The organism is Silvania confinis (genome assembly GCF_025564085.1).
Lineage (GTDB): Bacteria > Pseudomonadota > Gammaproteobacteria > Enterobacterales > Enterobacteriaceae > Enterobacter > Enterobacter confinis.
In genome coordinates, this window is sequence record NZ_JAMGZJ010000072.1 from 63,899 (window position 1) to 84,183 (window position 20,285).

Genomic DNA, 20,285 nt, shown 5'->3' on the forward strand with positions numbered 1-20,285 from the left:
CTCTGTAACAATAAATACCCGAACGGCAGTAATTAAACGCATGCCAATAAATAAAAAAACGGCAATAACCGACAAGATCTGTGATGTTTATCAATATCCTGCTGCCCGGCATAACACCTGAAACTCCACGCCAACCCTTACAGTACAAGGCCTGCCGCCAACTTCACTTCTACGGATTCACGGCGTCTAAGGTGCTAAATATATCCGTCAAACGCTTGTGTAAAGATTACTGACACTTCATTTGCGCTTTTAGTGCTTTCTGGCTATATCAATTTCAGGCCCTAATGAAATGATAGCAATATTAATAACAGGGATTACAGCCCTTACAAATAATCCCGATAACCGTACTCACTGAATCATCCTGAGCCCAGGATCTTTGCTACGTCTGCGCAAGCGGGCGGGCATTGGTCGCCCAAAAATTATTACAGCAGGTCACTATTATTCACACATAGTGTTTCCTTAAGGGCGCTCATCATCTGCTGAGAACATTTGACGTAAATCACACAGCATTTCAATTAACTCTGTTGGGAGTAATACGAATGAGTAAAATTACTGTCATCTCCAGTGTGACGCGCAAGGAAACGGTAACGGAAGGCACTCAGGTGATACTGGGCGACGCCTCCGTTGTTAAAATCCAGGCAGGACGCGGCGAGATTTACGGGTATTCTCGCAGCGGAAACGATCTGCTGGTCAAAATGTCCGACGGCCAGACCCTCACCCTGAAAAACTACTTCGTGAACAGCCACGAGCTGGTGCTGGATGAAAACGGCTCCCTGTGGTGGATTGAAGAGCCGCTAGGCGTGGAGCGTTACCAGCAGGTCGCGTCAACCGATGTACTGCTGTCGGGATCCGTCACCAGTTCGTCGAACGACGGAACCGCCATCTGGCCGTGGGTATTAGGCGGACTGGCTGCTGCGGGCGGTATTGCGCTGGCCGCGGGTGGCGGCGGTGGTGGCGGCGGCGGTGACGATCGCGTGGATCCCGGCCCGGCGCCGCAGGATACCACCCCACCCGATGCCCCGACCAACCTGCGCTTCTCGGCAGATTCCACCCAGCTGCTGGGTAATGCCGAACCTAACAGCGGCATTACCATCACCGATGCCAACGGCAACGTCATTGGCAAAACCATCACCAACGGCAACGGCGAATTCACCGTCGAGCTGGGCACGCCGTACAACAACGGCGAGACCCTGACCGCAACGGCAACGGACGGCTCGGGCAACGTCAGCCCCGAAACCACCATTACCGCCGCCGACACCACCGCGCCGGATGCGCCCCTGATTATCATCGCCGATGATGATGTGGGCAGCATTACCGGCTCGCTGGCCGACAATCAGACCACCGACGATCCGCGTCCGACCTTCACCGGCAGCGGCGAACCGGGGGCGAAAATCACCATTTATGACAATGGCGTCGCCATCGGCACCGTCATGGTCAGCTCGGAAGGCAGCTGGACTTTTACCCCCACCGCCAATCTGAGCGATGGCTTCCACCAGCTGACCGCCACCGCCACCGACCCGGCCGGGAACGTCGGCCCCGAGTCGCCGGTGTTCTCGATAACCATCGATACCCTCGCGCCCAACCCGCCTGCCGTGCAGGTGATTGACAACGAGGGCACGTCACAGGGCATTATCATCGCCGGACAATTTATTGATGCCGACCAGCCCGAGCTGACCGGCACCGGGGAAGTGGGCAGCACCATCGCCATTTACGATAACGGCGAACTGCTGACCGAAGTCGCGGTGGCCGCCAACGGCACCTGGAGCTATACCCCAACCGAGCCGCTGGCGGAGGGCGCTCATTCCCTGACCCTGACCGAAACCGATCTGGCCGGGAACACCAGCGCGCTGTCTGCGCCGTTTACGTTTACGGTCGATCTCACCGCCCCTGCGGCACCGACCGTCATCCTCACCCCAGACGGCACCCAGGTAAGCGGTACCGCTGAAGCTAACGCCACCGTCAGCGTCAGCAACAGCCTGGGCGAAGATCTGGGCACCGTTAAAGCCGATGCCAACGGCGCGTACACCCTCACCCTGAGCGCCGCGCAAATCGACGGTCAGACCCTGAACGTGGTCGCCGAAGATGCGGCAGGCAACCAGAGCGCCCCGGGTATCGTCGTCGCCCCTGACCTCACGCCGCCGGATGCACCGACGGATCTGGTGGTTGCGCAGAACGGCGGCACCCTCACCGGGACTGCCGAAATCGGGGCCAGAATTGCCGTGATGTCGTCCGCCAACGAAGTGCTGGGCACCGGCACCGTCGGCGACGATGGCAAGTTCTCCATCTACCTCGCCCAACGTCAGGTTAATGGCGAAGCGCTGGAGGTGTACGCCTGGGATCACTCAGAGAACAAAAGTCTGCCCGGCAAGGCAGGTGCCTTTGACACCACCGCGCCGCTGCGCCCGGACAACCTTGCGCTCTCCAGTGATGGCCTGACGGTCAGCGGCACCGCCGAAGCCGGCAGCACCGTCATCATTCGTGAGGGCACCGTCGAGGTGGGCCGCGTCACCGTAGGCGACGGCGGCAGCTTCTCGGTAGTGTTCCCGCTGCCGAAAAAGAACGGCGAAGAGATGCTGTTCACCGCCACCGACAAGGCGGGCAACATCAGCCCGGAAAGCATGTTGCTCGCCCCAGATACCACGCCACCGGCCAAACCAATCATTACCGACGTGATCGATGACGTGCTGGAGGGGCTGGGCACCATTCACAGCGGCGACATCACCAACGACCGCGCGCCGCTGATCGTCGGCACCGGTGAAGCGGGCACCAAAATCTTTATCTACAGCGGCACGGATCAGATCGGTTTCACCGAGGTGGGCGTGGACGGTAACTGGTCATTCCAGGTGAATGCCCATATGACTAACGGCATCCATGACCTGACGGCCGATGCCGTCGACAGACGCAGCAACCACAGTGAGCTGTCGGATATCTGGACGATTAACGTCGATCCCGCCTCCCCTGGCGTCCCTGGCACCCCGGTGGAAACCCCGGTTGAAACGCCGCAGTTGGCGACGCTGGCAAGCGTTGCACCGCTGGCGGTGGAGAGCCTCAGCCACAGCGACACTGGCGAAACCGTGATTTACCACGTGCTGGATAATACGGTGGGTAACGCCACGGCGGGCAACAGCGGCAGCGATCATCTGAGCGACTTCTCGCTGGCAGACGGGGATAAAATCGATATCAGCGAGCTGCTGGTCGGCTGGGACGGGGATCGCGCTACGCTGGGGGACTATATCCAGATCTCCGGCAGTGACGGCAACACCCTGATCTCCATCGACCGGGATGGCGCCGAAACCCGCTATGCACCCACGCCGCTGGTGACGCTGGATGATGTGCAGACCACCTATGAGGAGCTGGTCGCACAGAATCATATCGTCGCCGGTTAACGCGAAAACCAGCCCGGGTAATTTAACCCGGGCTTTATCTGCTTATTATCGCTAGCATTTCTGAATAATAAACATCGCAAACCATTACAGTTGCATTTATTTAATGTTTTGCACCTTTAGCTTATTCCACCACGAATTCAACCCTTGCATTTTATTAATAAATAAACCAGCCAAATATATCATATTAAATATCTTCTTCACCCCCGCTTAATTAATTAAACAGCCACGCTAACATTCCAGAAATGTGATTTCACGCAATATTCAGCTTACTCCCGCGCACAATCGCCTGTGGCCAGCGATCGCCACAACGCCCGCCACGTCAGGGACTAACCACCAAAAACCCTGATTCCCGCTTATTTTACCCGGCCAGCGAAACGTTATTTTCAGTTCAACTTACCTTTTATTTACCGACGCTTAATTTGCGCTTTTGCGACTTTCTGGCTATATCAGAATTAGTCAATAATAAATTAATACTATTAATGAGATCAGGGGTTTCACTGCCAAAAACCAATTAACGCCGCACGCTTTTCCAAGCAAAAAAAAAGCTTTTAAAACAATGCCGCCACATTTCGCGCGGGCAGGCATCGTTCGCCCTAAATTTATTGCCCCGGTCACTGTCACTTGCCAACAGTATTCCGCGGGACGCGCTTAATCTGCACACACAAATGGCCCGCACGATGCGCCATTTCGTTGCACTTGATGGGAGTCATACCGATGAGCAAAATCACAGTCATCTCTAAACTGACGCACAAGGAAACGGTAACAGACGGGTCGCTGGTCACGCTGAATGACGCCTCTGTGGTTAAAATCCATGCAGGACGGGCCGATATTGCCGGCTATGAGCGCGTGAACAATGACCTGATCGTCAAGCTCAATTCCGGTGAAACCCTTACCCTGAAAAACTTCTACGCTAACGGCGCTAACGGCATCAGCCAACTGGTGCTGGAAGAGAGCAACGGCGCGCTGTGGTGGATTGCCGATCCGCTGGCGGTCGAGCATTACCAGTCTATCGCCTCCCTGGACATGCTGCTGGCAGGCACCGCCTCAACGGGCTCCGGCGAGTTCGCCGCCTGGCCGTGGGTGGTGGGTGGGCTGGCCGTAGCAGGCGGCATTGCGCTGGCCGCAGGCGGTGGTGGCGGAGGTGGCGGCAGCGATGGCGATAACGTCGGCAATCCGAATCCCGTCCCGCCCGATAACACGGCACCGGATGCCCCCGGCAATCTTCGCTTCTCGGCTGACGGCAAGCAGCTTTCCGGTACCGCCGAAGCCAACAGCCAAATCACCATCACCGATGCCAACGGTAACGTCGTCGGCAGAGGTACCACTAACGGCAACGGCGAATTCACCGTCGATCTGAATACCCCGTACAAAAACGGCGAAACCCTGACCGCAACGCCGACCGACAGCGCGGGCAACGTCGGGCCAGGCACCAGCGTCACGGCGGGGGATACCACCGCGCCAGATGCGCCACTGATTACCGCCGTCAGCGATGACGTGGGCAGCATCACCGGGTCACTCACCCGCGGCCAGACCACCGACGATAACCGTCCGAGCTTTACCGGCAGCGGCGAGCCCGGTGCGACCATCACCGTCTACGATAACGGCGTCGCCATCGGCACCACCCTGGTGAACAGCAACGGCAGTTGGGCCTTCACCCCGGCCAATGCCCTCGGTGAAGGCGTCCACGCCATCACCACTCGCGCCACCGACAGCGCGGGCAACGTCGGCCCGGAATCCGCCAGCTTCACCCTGACGGTCGATACGATCGCCCCAAATGCCCCGTCGGGCGTGACCGTCAATGACACCACCGGAGCGGTACTCGGTCCGGTTGCGGCAGGTGCCAGCACCGACGCCAACCAGCCGGAACTGAGCGGCAGAGGCGAAGCGGGCGGCACCATCACCCTGTATGACAACGGCCAGGTGGTCGGGCAAACCACCGTCGATGCCGACGGCAACTGGCGCTTTACCCCGAGCAATCCGCTGGCGGAAGGCCCGCACGCCATCACCCTGACCGAGACCGATCTGGCGGGCAACACCAGCGCCCCGTCGGCAGCGTTTGAGTTTGTGGTCGATCGCACCCCGCCAAATCAGCCGACCCTGGAAATCAACGAAGCAGGCACCGAAATCAGCGGCCGCGCCGAGCCGGGCAGCACCATCGTGATCACCAACAACGACGGCGTGGTAGTCGGTAACGGCGTGGCGAATACCGACGGCAACTTTACGATCGTACTCAACCAAATCCAGAACGACGGCCAGACCCTGAGCGCGGTCGCCACCGATACCGCGGGCAACCCAAGTACGCCAACCACTATCGTCGCCCCGGATGCCACCCCGCCAGACACCACTGCACCACTGGCTCCGACCGATCTTGAGATCAACGAAAATGGCACCCTCGTCACCGGTAAAGCCGAGCCGGGCAGCACCGTCACCGTGCGGGTGGGCGACAGCATCGTCGGGCAAGGGACCGCCACCGACAACGGCGATTTCTCAGTAACACTCAACACGCCGAAGCTGAACGGTGAAGTGCTCTCGGTCACCGCCACCGACGCGGCGCAGAACACCAGCCTGCCAGGCACTGTGACCGCCCCGGACACCACCCCGCCTGCGGTACCGGTAATCACCCACATCGTGGACGACGTGGAAGGCATCACCGGCAATATCAATAACGGACAGATCACCAACGACACCAAACCGGTTGTCCACGGCACCGGTGAACCGGGCTCCACCATTTACCTCTACAACGGCACGGATCAGGTGGGCTTTGCCGAGGTGGATCAGGACGGCAACTGGCAAACCGAACTGCTGCTGATCGACAACGGCGGCTATGTCCTGACCGCCGAAGCGGTTGACCGCTACAACAACCACAGCACGCCGTCCAACAGCTGGACCATTATCATCGATGCCTCCGCCCCGGACGCCCCGGCGATTAACCAGGTAATCAACGATCGACCACAAATCCCGGTCGCCATCGATAACAACGGCGTCACCAACGACAACCGCCCGACCCTGTTCGGCTCGGGAGAAGTGGGAGCCACGATCAGCATTCGCGTCGATGGCACCGAGATTGGCTCCGCGCTGGTAGGGCCGGGCGGTGAATGGCGCTTTACCCCAACCCAGGACATTGCCGACGGCACGCACGCCATCACCGCCGTGGCAACGGACGCCGCCGGTAACATCGGGGAGCCTTCTGCGGCCTTTAACATCACCATTAACACCGTGGTGCCCACCGCCCCCAGCATCACCTTCGCCGAGGACAATACCGGCAGCATTCAGGGGGATGTCACCAGCAACGTACCGACCGACGAAACCCGCCCGGTGCTGCACGGCACCGGCCCGGCGAATACGCTGATCAGCATTTACAACGGCACCACCCTGCTCGGCACCGCGACCACCGACGCTAACGGGGCGTGGAACCTGGCCCTCAGTACCCCGCTGGTTAACGGCACCCACGCCCTGACCGCGACGGTCAGCGATGCGGCGGGCAACATCGCCACCTCGGGCACCTTCAACCTGGTGGTGGACACCACCACCCCAGGCATTCCGGGCCTGCCGACCGTCACCGTCAACCCGGACGGCGAGCCGGATGTGGTGCTGAAATCCGGGGACAGCACCCGGGACACCACCCCGACCTTGAGCGGCACCGGCACCGTCGGGGATGTGGTGACCATTTACAACGGAGGCGACAAGCTCGGTGAAACCACCGTTCAGCCGGATGGCAAATGGAGCTGGACGCCGGATCCGGCGCTCGGCAGCGGCACCTATGAGCTGAGCTTAACCGTCAGCGACAAAGACGGCGCGGGCAACGAGAGCGCCCCGTCCCAGCCGGTGACCATCACCATCGATACCGTGGCCCCGGATCAACCTGATATTCCATTAGTGGTGGATAACGTCAGCGACATTACCGGCCCCATCGGCAATAACGGCGCCACCAACGACACCCGCCCGGTGCTGAGCGGCACCGGCACGCCGGATGACGTGATCAGCATCTACGACCAGACGCCAGCCGGGGGCAATGAGAAAGTCGGTCAAGTGATTGTCGACGTGAACGGCAACTGGAGCTGGCGTCCGGAAACGGCGCTGGATGAGGGTTCGCACAGCTTTACGGTGACAGCCACCGACAAAGCGGGGAACATTTCCCAAACCTCCGACAGCATTACCGTCACCGTCGACAGCCAGGTGCCGGAGATCCCGACCATCACCAGCGTGGACGATAACGTCGGCCCGGTCACCGGCACCATCGACCCGGGCAGCAGCACCAACAACACCACCCCGACCGTCACCGGCAGCGGCGAAAGCGGCACCACGGTGATCCTCTACAGCAACGGCGTTGAAGTGGGTCGTGGGCTGGTGGTGAACGGCGAATGGACCATCGACACCAGCGCGCTGAAAGACGGCCCGGTTAACCTGACCGTGGCGGCGGTGGACGCGGCCGGGAACGTCAGCGAGGCGGGCAGCGACTTTGCCTTTGTCATCGATACCGTACCGCCGGCGATCCCGCAGATCCTTGCCATTTCCGACAGCACCCTGGCGAACGGCACCCTGTACACCAACAGCGGCCTGCCGACTCTCAGCGGCACCAGCGATCCGGGCAGCACCGTGTCGGTGTATGTTGACGGCAACTACCGCGGTCAGGTGCAGGCCAACGATCAGGGCCAGTGGGAACTGACGCTTGACGACGCCGCCCTGAGCAACACCCCGCACAGCATTACGGCTGTGGCCAGCGATGCGGCGGGCAACACCAGCGGCAGCACGCCGGTCGCTGTCACCGTCGATACCGTCGCCCCGAATGAACCGGACGTCACCAACATCACCAGCGGCGGCACGCCGCTTAACGGCAGCGCCGAGCCAGGTTCCACCGTCACCGTGCGCGACCCGAACGGCGTCGTGCTGGGCACCGGGATCGCTAATACTCAGGGCGAGTTCGCCGTCGCCCTGACCCCGCCGCAGAGCGATGCGGTGACCCTGAGCATCACCGCCAGCGACGTGGCCGGTAACACCAGCGATCCGATCACCTTTGATGTGCCTGCCACGCCTGCCCTGCCAGACGTTCCGGTGATCCTCGCGATCACCGATGACAACGGCACCGACGCGATTAACGTTAAAGGCCTTAGCTCCAACGATTCCACCCCGGTGGTCAGCGGCACGGCAATTCCTGATAGCCTTGTCACCCTGTATCTTGACGGCGGCACGACTCCGATTGGTAGCGTGTTGTCAGATCCGGTCACCGGCGCATGGTCGATCCCGGTCACCGTCCCCCTGAGCGAAGGCAGCCACAGCTTTAGCGCCACCGCCACCATCAACGATGGGCTTGCGACCAGCGGCCAGTCGCCGGGGGCGACGGTCAACATCGATCTGACCGCGCCAGACGCCCCGGTTCTCGGCAGCGTGGTGGACGACGTCGGCACCGTAGTGGGCGCGCTTGTCAACGGTCAACGCACCAACGACACCCAGCCAACGCTCTCCGGCAACGCCACGCCGGGCGACACCATCAGCATTTACGCTAACGACACCCTGCTCGGCAGCGTGCAGGTCAGCAATACCGGGGCCTGGAACTTCACCCTGCCGCAGGCGCTGGTCGATGGCGCCTACGCGTTGACCCTCAGCGCCACCGATCCGGCTGGCAACGAAAGCGATCGCTCCTCACCGTTCACGCTCAATGTCGACACCGTCTCCACCACGCCTGTGATCACCGGCGCGCTGGATAACGTCGATCCGGTCACCGGCACTGTCGTCAGCGGCGGCAGCACCAACGACAACACCCCAACCCTGTCCGGCACCGCAGAAGCCAACAGCAGCGTGGCGATCTACGAAGGCACAAAACTGCTGGGCACCGTCACTGCCGGGGAAACCGGGCTCTGGAGCTTCACCCCAATCAGCGTGCTGGCCGAGGGCCAACACGTCTTCACCGTGGTGGCCACCGACACGGCGGGCAACGTCAGTTCGCCGTCGGGCAGCTACACGCTGGTGGTGGATATGACCCCGCCAGCCGTGCCGGTGGTGGTCTCGGTGCGCGATGACGTGCCGGGCAACACCGGCCTGCTGACCAGCGGGCAAACCACCAACGACACCCGCCCGGAACTGACCGGCACCGGGGTCGCGGGCTCAACCATCCATATTCTGGATAACGGCAGTGAGATCGGCACCGTGGTGGTCAGCGAAACGGGAAGCTGGAGCTTTACCCCAACCGCCGATCTCGGCGAAGGCCGCCACGACCTGCGGGTCAGCGCCAGCGATCCGGCGGGCAACCTATCGGGCACCTCGCCGGTGTTCACCGTCACCGTTGACACCACACCGCCACCGGCTCCGGTGGTCCTCACCGTGGTTGACGATGTCGGCACCATTACCGGCACGCTTAACAGCGGCGCGGTCACCGACGACGCGCGCCCAACCTTCACCGGCAGCGGCGAAGTGGGGGCGACGATCCGCATCTTCAGCGACGGCAGCGAGATTGGCAGCGCGGTGGTGAACGCCGCCGGAAGCTGGACCTTTACACCGGACACGCCGCTGGCCGAGGGCGCACGCACCATCACCTTTAACGCCACCGACACCGCGGGCAACAGCACCCCGGCAGGCGGGGCCTTTACCCTGACGGTCGACACCCTCGCCCCGGCCACGCCGTCGATTGTCTCGGCGGCGGATAACGTCGGGCCGATCCAGAACCCGCTTACCAGCGGCCAGGTCACCGACGACACGACCCCAACGCTCTCCGGCACCACCGATCCGAACGCCACGGTCACCCTTTTTGAAAACGGCATTTTCGCCGGTACCGCGCTGGCCAACGAATCCGGTGTCTGGACCTATACGCCTGGTGCGGCGCTCAGCAACGGCAGCCACACCTTTACCGCCAGCACCCGCGATGCCGCAGGCAACCTCAGCGAAACCTCTGCCGGCTTTACGGTGATTGTCGATACCCTGAAACCGACCGCCCCGCTGATCGCCCTGGCCTACGATGACGTCGGCACCCTCACCGGGCCACTCTCCAACGGCCAGACCACCAACGACACCCTGCCAACGCTCACCGGCACCGGCGAGCCGAATGCCACCATTCAGATTTTTGAAGGCCAGACCCTGATGGGCAGCGGCACGGCGGATAGCCTGGGCAACTGGTCGGTGACCCTCACCGTGCCGCTGGGCAATGCGACACACAACCTCACCGCGGTGGCGACCGATGCGGCGGGCAACACCAGCGATGCATCGACGCCGTTCATCCTGAGAGTGGACACCCTGCCGCCAGCGGTGCCGGTGCTGCTGGCCGTCACCGACGACGTCGGAACAGTGACCGCGCTGACCGACGGGCAACAGACCAACGATCCGACCCCGACGCTTAACGGCACCGGGGAAGCGGGGGCGACGGTCAGCATTTACGACGGCACCACCCTGCTCGGCACCGCGCTTATCGGGGACAACAACGCCTGGACCTTCACCCCTACCACCCCGCTCGGCAACGGCCCGCACAGCCTGACGGTGATTGCCACCGATGCCGCCGGGAACGCCAGCACCCCGACCAACGCCTTTACGTTTAACGTCGACACCACGCCGCCTGCGGCACCGGTTATTACCTTGATTGTCGATGATACCGGCTCGGTGCAGGGCCCGGTCACGGCCGGCAACCCAACCAACGACACCCGTCCGACCCTCAGCGGCACCGCCGAGGCCAACGCGGTGGTGCGCATTTACGACGGCACCACGTTGGTCGGGCAAGTCACGGCCAGCGAGACCGGGGAATGGACCCTCGCCCAGACCACCATCGCGCTGAATAATGGCCAGCATAACTTTACCGCCACCGCCACCGATCCAGCGGGCAACACCAGCCTGGCGTCGCCGGTGACCGCGATTACCGTCGATACCATCGCCCCGGATGCACCGAACAGCTTCACGGTGATCAACACCGGCACCACGCTCACCGGCCGCGCCGAAGTGGGCAGCACCGTCACCGTCTATAACGGCAACACGGTGATTGGTACCGCCGTGGTGCGCGACAGCGGCGACTTCTCCGTCTCCCTCAATCCGCCGATGCGTAACGGGGAGTCACTGACGGTGACCGCCACCGACAAAGCGGGCAATACCGGGCTGGAAGGCACCCTCACCGCCCCGGACACCACCCCGCCTGCCGTGCCGGTCATCACCGAAGTGCTGGACAATGTCAGCCCGGGGATTGGCATTATCGACAGCGGAACCCTCACTAACGATGCCACGCCGCTGATCCGCGGCACCGGCGATCCGAACGTCACCATTAATCTCTACAGCGGCGACGTGCTGGTCGGCACCACCACCAGCAGCGCGCAAGGCACCTGGGAGATCCAGCTGAGCACGCCGCTCCCGGATGGTGGCCACGTGCTCACCGCCCAGTCCGTGGACGGCAACAGCAACACCAGCGCCGCGTCTAACGGCTGGACCATTATTGTCGACGGCACCGCACCGGACGCCCCGGCCATCAACCAGGTGATCAACGATCTCTCCGGCACGGCGGTCGAAGTCACCAACAACGGCGCGACCAACGACAACCGTCCAACCCTGTACGGCACCGGGGAACCGGGGGCGACCATCAGCATTCGGGTAGACGGTGAAGAAGTGGGCACCGCGCAGGTCGGCAACGGCGGGGCATGGACCTTTACGCCAGACGATCCGATCGACGATGGGCTGCACGCCATCACCGTGGTGGCCACGGATACCGCCGGGAACGTCGGGGCCGAATCGCCTGCCTTTAACGTCACCATCAACACCGTTCCGCCGGATGCGCCGACCATCACCTACGCCGAGGACAATACCGGCAGCATCCAGGAGGATGTCACCAGCGGCGTGGCGACCGACGAAACCCGTCCGGTACTGCACGGCACCGGCCCGGTCAATGCGCAGATCAATATTTATGACGGCAGTACCCTGCTGGGCACCGCCACCACCGACGCACAGGGTGCATGGAATTTAGCCCTGGTGACCCCGCTCGGTAACGGCACGCACGCCCTGACCGCGACGGTCACCGATAGCGCGGGCAACATCGGTACCTCGGGCATCTTCAACCTGGTGGTCGATACCGTGGCACCGCTGACCCCAGCGATACCGGCGGTCAGCGTTAACCCGGATGGCGATCCGGGCGAGACCCTGTCGTCCGGCAGCAGCACCCGCGACACCAGCCCGACGCTGACCGGCAACGGTACCGCCGGGGATATCGTCAGCATTTATAACGGCGCGGATAAAATCGGCGAAACCACCATCCAGTCGGGTGGCGGCTGGAGCTGGACGCCAGACCCGGCGCTGGATCCGGGTACCTACACCCTCAGCTTAACCGTCACCTACCAGGACGGCGCAGGCAACGAGAGCGCCCCGTCGCAGCCGGTGGTGATCACCATTGACACCGACGCACCAGACGCACCGGACCTGCCGCTGCTGACCGATAACGTCAGCGATATCACCGGCCCAATCGACAACAACGGGGCCACCAACGACACCCGTCCGGTACTGAGCGGCACCGGCACCCCGGATGACGTGATCGCCATCTTCGACAACACGCTGGCGAATGGCAACGTGCAGGTCGGGGAAGTGGTGGTCGATATCAACGGCAACTGGAGCTGGCGTCCGGAAACGGCGCTGGATCAGGGCGGGCATATCTTCACCACCACCGCCACCGATCGGGCGGGCAACACCTCGCCGGTCTCTGACAGCCTGACCGTCACCGTCGACAGCATCGTGCCGGACATTCCGGTGATCGTCAGCGCCGATGACAACACGCTGCCGGGCCTCGGCAATATCGCCGCCGGCAGCAGCACCAATGAAGCCACCCCGGCGATCAGCGGTACCGGTGAGAGCGGCACCACGGTTATCCTCTACAGCAACGGCGTCGAAGTGGGACGTGGCGATGTGGTTAACGGCGAATGGACCATCACCACCCGCGCGCTGAAAGACGGCCCGGTCAACCTGACCGTGGCGGCAAGGGACGCGGCGGGTAACGTCAGCGAGGCGGGCAGCGACTTTGCCTTTATCGTCGACACCGTGCCACCGGCTATCCCGCAGATCCTCGCCATCTCCGACAGCACCCTGGCGAACGGTAACCTCTACACCAACAACGACACGCCGGTTATCAGCGGCACCAGCGATCCGAACAGCTTCGTGCGGGTCTTTATCGACGGCCTTGATCAGGGCGTGGTGCAGGCCAACGGCCAGGGGCAATGGTCGCTGACCCTGCCTGACGGCACCGTGCTGACCAATACCACCCACACCGTGACCGCGCAGGCCGCCGATGCGGCGGGCAACACCAGCAACAGTGCCCCGGTCAGCGTGATTGTCGATACGCAGGCACCGGATGCGCCAGAGGTCACCAACATCACCAGCGGCGGTACGCCGCTTAACGGCAGCGCCGAGCCGGGTTCCACCATCACGGTGCGCGCCCCGAACGGCGATGTGCTGGGCACCGGGGTCACCAACCTCAGCGGGCAGTTCTCCATCGCCCTGACCCCGCCGCAAAGCGATGCGGTAACCCTCAGCGTCACGGCGAGCGACGTGGCGGGTAACGCCAGCGGTCCGTTCACCTTCGACGTGCCGGCCACCCCGCCTCTGCCTGCGGTACCGACCATCGACGCCATTTTTGATGACGTCGGCAACGCGGCCACCAACGTGAAAGGCCTCAGCTCCAACGATGCCACGCCAACCCTCAGCGGAACCGCGATCCCGGGCAGCCTGGTGACCCTGTACCTGGACGGCAGCACCACGCCGCTGGGCACCGTCACCGCCGATGCCACCACCGGAGCATGGACCTTCCCGGTGGGCGGCGCGCTGAGTGAAGCGAGCCACAGCTTTACTGCCACCGCCACCGTCGGCGGCCAGACCAGCGGCCAGTCGCCGGGGGCCACGGTCACCATCGACCTGACCCCGCCAGCGGCTCCGACCTTTGGCAGCGTGGTGGACGACGTGGGCACGGTCAGTGGTTCGGTGACCAGCGGCACGCCGACTAACGACGCACAGCCGACGCTGAACGGCACGGCGACGCCGGGGGATGTTATCAACATCTACTCCGGCAATGCCCTGCTCGCCAGCGTTCCGGTGGGAACCACCGGGGCCTGGAGCTATACCCCAACCCTGCCGCTGACCGACGGCACTTACACCCTGACCCTCAGCGCCACCGATCCGGCCGGGAACGAGAGCCTGCGCTCGTCGTCGTTCTCGCTGGTGGTGGATACGGTCTCTCTGGCACCGGTGATCGTCGGCGCGGACGATAACGTCGGCCCGGTTACCGGCAACGTCGCCAGCGGCGGCAGCACCAACGACAACACCCCGACCCTGTCCGGCACCGCCGAAGCCAACAGCAGCGTGGCGATCTACGAAGGCACAAAACTGCTGGGCACCGTCACCGCCAGCAACACCGGGGCCTGGAGTTTCACCCCAACCGTGGTGCTGGCAGAAGGCACGCACACCTTCACCGCCATCGCCACCGACACGGCGGGCAACGTCAGTTCTCCGTCGGGCAACTACGTGGTAGTGGTGGACATGACGCCGCCAGCGACCCCGGTGATTGTCAGCATCAACGACGACGTTGCGGGCAGCACTGGCCTGCTGGTCAGTGGGCAGGTAACCAACGATGCCCGGCCGGAACTGACCGGCACCGGGGCGATCGGCTCAACCGTCCACATTCTGGATAATGGCAACGAGATCGGCACGGTAGTGGTCGGCGCAACGGGCAGCTGGAGCTTTACCCCAACCGTTAACCTGTCCGAAGGGGCGCACGATCTGCGCGTCAGCGCCACCGACGCGGCGGGCAACCTGTCGGGCACCTCCCCGGCCTTCCCGATTGTTGTCGATACCGTGCCACCGTTGACGCCGACCGTCCTCACCGTGGTCGACGATGTAGGAACCCTTACCGGAACGCTCGCCAACGGGGATGTGACCAACGACGCCCGTCCAACCCTCACCGGCAGCGGTGAAGTGGGGGCCACGGTGCACATCTTTAACGACGGCACCGAAATTGGCAGCGTGGTGGTGAATGCCGCCGGCAGCTGGACCTTCACCCCAACCGATCCGCTGGCCGACGGCCTGCGCACCCTGACCTTTAACGCCACCGATACCGCAGGCAATACCGGTCCGACAGGGGGCACCTTTACCCTGACGGTCGACACCGTTGCCCCGGGCGTGCCGTCGATTGTGTCGGCCGCCGATAACGTCGGCTCAATCCAGACCACCATCACCGTCTCCGGCCAGGTCACCGACGACGCCACGCCGGGCTTATCCGGTAAGGCGGATGCCGGTACCACAGTGGTGATTTACGACAACGGCGCGGTGGCAGGCACCGTGCAGGCCAACGGCTCAGGCGACTGGACCTTTGTGCCGGGCACGGCGCTGGCGAACGGCAGCCACACCTTTACCGCCAGCACCCGCGATGCGGCAGGCAACCTCAGCGAGGCCTCACCGGGCTTCACCCTGATTATCGATACCCTGAAACCGGTCGCCCCGACCATCGCCCTCGCCTTTGATGACGTGGGGACGATTACCGGGCCACTGACCACCGGCCAGAGCACCAACGACGCCCTGCCAACGTTCAGCGGCACCAGCGAACCGAACGCAACGGTGCAGCTGTTTGAAGGCACCACCCTGCTGGGCACCGCGACGGCGAACGACAGCGGTGCCTGGTCGCTGACCCTCACCACCCCGCTGAGCAATGCCCAGCACAGCATCACGGCGGTGGCGACGGATGCGGCGGGCAATGCCAGCGATCCGTCCGTGGCGTTCTCCCTGACGGTAGATACCCTGCCGCCAGCCGTACCGGTGTTACTGGCGGTCACGGATGATGTCGGTACCGTGGTGCAGCTCACCAACGGCCAGTTAACCAACGATGCCCGTCCGACCCTTACCGGCACGGCGGAAGCGGGGGCGACGGTCAGCATTTACGACGGCGCGACCCTGCTGGGCACCGCGCTGGTGGCAGCCAATAACAGCTGGACCTTTACCCCGACCACCGCGCTGGGCAACGGGCCACATACTCTGACAGTGACAGCCACCGACGCGGTCGGCAACGCCAGCGGCGCGACCACCGGCTTTACGATTAACGTCGATGCCACCCCGCCAGTGGCCCCGGTGATCACCTCAATCGTCGATGACGTCGGCTCCATCACTGGCCCGGTCATTAACGGCAACCCCACCAACGACACCCGTCCAACCCTCAACGGTACCGCCGAAGCCAACGCGGTGGTGCGCATTTACGACGGCGCGACGCTGGTCGGCCAGGTCACCACTGGCCCAACCGGCCAGTGGATCCTGCCGCAGACCACCGTCGCCCTGACTGACGGGGTACATAACTTCACCGCCACCGCCACCGATGCGGCGGGCAACACCGGCCCGGCATCGCCGATTACCAGCATTACCGTCGACACCATCGCCCCGGGCACTCCGGGCGGCTTCACGGTGCTGAACAGCGGCGGCCTGGTCAACGGTACTGCCGAAGCGGGCAGCACGGTGACCATTCTGGGCACCGACGGCGTCACCGTGCTGGGCAGCGGCGCGGCGGACGGCACCGGACGCTTCAGCATCACCCTTTCCACCCCGCAGGTGAATGCGGAGGTGCTGCGCGCGTATGCCACCGATAAAGCCGGTAACGTCGGCCTGACGGTGGATCTGCCGATGCCGTACTCGCTGGTGCCAACCCCACCGGCGATCACCAGCGTCAGCGATAACGTTGGCAGTATTATTGGCCTGCTGACCAGCGGCCAGAGCACGGACGACACCACGCCAACCCTGACCGGGACCGCGCAGCCGTTCTCCACCATTACCCTGTATGACAACACCACCCTGCTGGCGACCGTTACCACCAACAGCGCCGGGGTCTGGACCTATACCCCAACCACGCCGCTGGTGAACGGCCCGCACGCCTTTACCGCCACGGCGGGCAATGCGGTGGGCACCAGTACGTCCGTCCCGCTGAGCACGGTGATTGTCGATACCGTGGCACCGGGCACGCCGGTCGGCACCTTTAACGCCGACGGCAGCGTGCTGAGCGGCACTGCCGAAGCCAACAGCACCATCACCCTGCTGTTAAGCGATAACAGCGTGGTCACCACCACCACCAACCCCCAGGGCGGCTGGAGCTACACCTTCCTCGACAAGCAGTCTGAAGGGGAGCGGGTGCTGGTGTCGGCCACCGATGCGGCGGGTAACACCTCCGCGCCGGGTACGGTGCTGGCCCCGAACCTGCCGCTGTCCGCCAGCGACAACGTGGTGGAGCTGGCACTGACCACCACCGCCACCACCAGCACCGCCCAGTACAGTGACTTTGGCGTCCAGCTGGTGGGCGGCGTGGGTAACGTGCTGTCGCTGCTGGGCGAAAACTCGGCGCAGGTGACCTTCAGCGTGCCGGTCGGTGGCAGCGCCGACATGCAAATTAACGCCAGCGCGACGGGGATCGTCCTGTCGCTGCTCAACACCCTGGAGGTGATTGTGCAGCGCTGGAACGGCACCACCTGGACCACCGAAGTGGATACCGGCCTGCCGCAGTTTGCCAACCTGCTGACGCTGGGGGCCAGCGGCGTGACGCTAAACCTGGCCGGTTTGCCGGGCGGGCAGTACCGGGTGCTGAGCTACAACAGCAACCTGCTGGCGACCGGGTCGTACACCAGTCTCGACGTCGACGTGACCCAGACCACCGCGGGCGTGCTGAGCGGGGCGCTGGTGAAACAGGGCAACGTGATCACCGACACCGACCCGACCAGCGGCAGCGACAGTGCGCCTAACGGCACCCTCGTCACCAGCATCACCAACGCCAACAACGTGACGGTGAACGTGGTGCAGGGCGCGGCGGGCACCACCATCAACGGGCTGTACGGCACCCTGAACCTGCACACCGATGGGAGCTACACCTACACCCTGACCAACACCAGCGCCTCGGTGCTGGGCCGGACCGAAACCTTCACCTACAACATTGCGGGCGGCAACGCCTCGGACAGCGCGCGGCTGGTGATTTCGCTGGGTGCGAATACGGTCACCAACAGCGTGACGGCGATTGACGACACCAATGCGCTGACCTTCAACACCTCCGTGCAGGCCGTCGATAACGGCACCTCGAGCCAGGGTGGCTTTACCGTGGTGGGCGTCAACCTGGGCACCGTGCTGAACCTCAATCTGCTCGACGATCGTAGCGAGGCGACCAAGTACAGCGTGGCGGAAGGCACCACCCGCACCATGACCCTCCAGTCCACCGTCGGCGGCGTGGCGCTGGCCTCGGTGTTTGACCTGTATATCTACAAGTTCAACCCGGCGACCCAGAGCTACGAGCGGATGCGCACCGAGGCCGGCTGGCTGCGTGCGCCGCTGCTGGGCGGCACCTCAGGCAAGCTGACCCTGACCCTGGCGGCAGGCGACTACATGTTCCTGCTGAACACGGTATCGGGGATCACCGCCCTGACCAGCTACCGTCTGGACGTGCTGGAGGACCACGTCTACACCGTCTCCAGCGTCACGGCGGCTACCGGCGGTAACGTGCTGGCCGATGACATCGTCCCGGCCGGTACCCACGTCACCCAGGTTAACGGCGTGGACGTTCTGGCTACGGGCAACACCCGCATCGACGGGCTGTACGGTACGCTGCTGATTAACGCCCAGGGGCAATATACCTACACCCTGCGGGCGGGCGTCGGTGCCGACCATGTCAGCACCCCGGACAGCTTTATCTATACCGTGACCGCGCCGAACGGGGATAAAGACACCGCCTCGCTGAACATCACCCCAACGCCGCAGGCGCTGGATGCGGTCAACGACGTGAGCCAGGCGATGAGCGTGGATGTGACGCCGCAGGTGGCGACTTATAGCGATACGTCGGTGGGTACGGTGACGTGGAATGCCGCCCTGCTGGCCTCGACCACCTCGGCCAGAGCCAGCGGCGACTTTGTGGTGGCGGCCAACACCGCGCTGCACGACGTGGTACTCCACTTCAATATCACCTCAGTGCTGGCACTGGGTGGCCTGAGCGTGAACTGGACCATCACGGGACCCGGCGTGACCCGGTCCGGCGTCTTCCCTGGCAACCTGCTGCTGGGCTCCGCGGGCTCCGTTAACTTGACCGGGCTGGATCTCGATGCCGGGACCTACACCCTGAGCTTTACCGGCTCCATGGGGCCGCTGGGGTTAGGCGCGATCACCATCACCCCTTACGTCACCGGTACGACCCTGTACCTCAACAATGAGCTCACCACCGCCGGGCACACCGTCGCGGGCAACATCTATGACGGTACTGACTCGCAAGGGGTCGCGGACCAGCTGCACTCGGTCGACAGCCGCCTGAGCATCACCGGCTACACCGGCACCGTCACCACGCTGGATCCGTACACCACCGCCAACGCCACAGCGACCATTCAGGGACATTACGGCACGCTGAATATCGGGGTCGACGGAGCCTACACCTACACCCTGAACAGCGGTGTTTCACTGGCCTCGATGACCAGCAAAGAGACCTTCACCTACAAACTGACCGGGGATAACGGCCAGACCGACACCGCCACGCTGACCATCAACATGGCGCCGAAAATCACCAGTTCCGAGCACAGCGATACCTTCACCGGTAGCGCCTATGGCGACACCCTGATTTACGAGGTACTCAACAACACCGCAGGCAACGGGACGGGCGGCAACGGCAGCAACGACCACTGGACCAACTTCTCACTGGCACAAGGAGACAAAATTGACATCAGCGATCTGCTGGTGGGCTGGAACGGGCAAGCCGCTACGCTGGGTAATTATCTGCACGTCACCAACAGCGGTGGCAATACCGTGATCTCCATCGACCGGGACGGTGTAGCAAATACTTACACTAATACTACACTTGTCACATTGGACGGCGTTCAAACCACGTACGACGAACTGGTCAACCAGAATCATATCATTACCAGCTAATGCCCATAATAAGACCCGGGCGCACGTCGCCCGGGC

The 20,285-nt window shown here is 63.2% G+C and carries 2 protein-coding genes; both read left to right on the forward strand.

All coding sequences use genetic code 11. From position 1 onward, the window contains the following. Positions 1 to 539 precede the first annotated feature (539 nt). Entirely contained in the window at positions 540 to 3,386 is a 2,847-nt protein-coding gene (locus tag M8013_RS08205; protein ID WP_271267300.1) for an Ig-like domain-containing protein, read from the forward strand. 714 nt (positions 3,387 to 4,100) lie between these two features. After that, positions 4,101 to 20,249, forward strand: a complete 16,149-nt coding sequence (locus M8013_RS08210; RefSeq protein ID WP_271267301.1) for a BapA/Bap/LapF family large adhesin — start codon at positions 4,101 to 4,103, stop codon at positions 20,247 to 20,249. Positions 20,250 to 20,285: the final 36 nt, after the last annotated feature.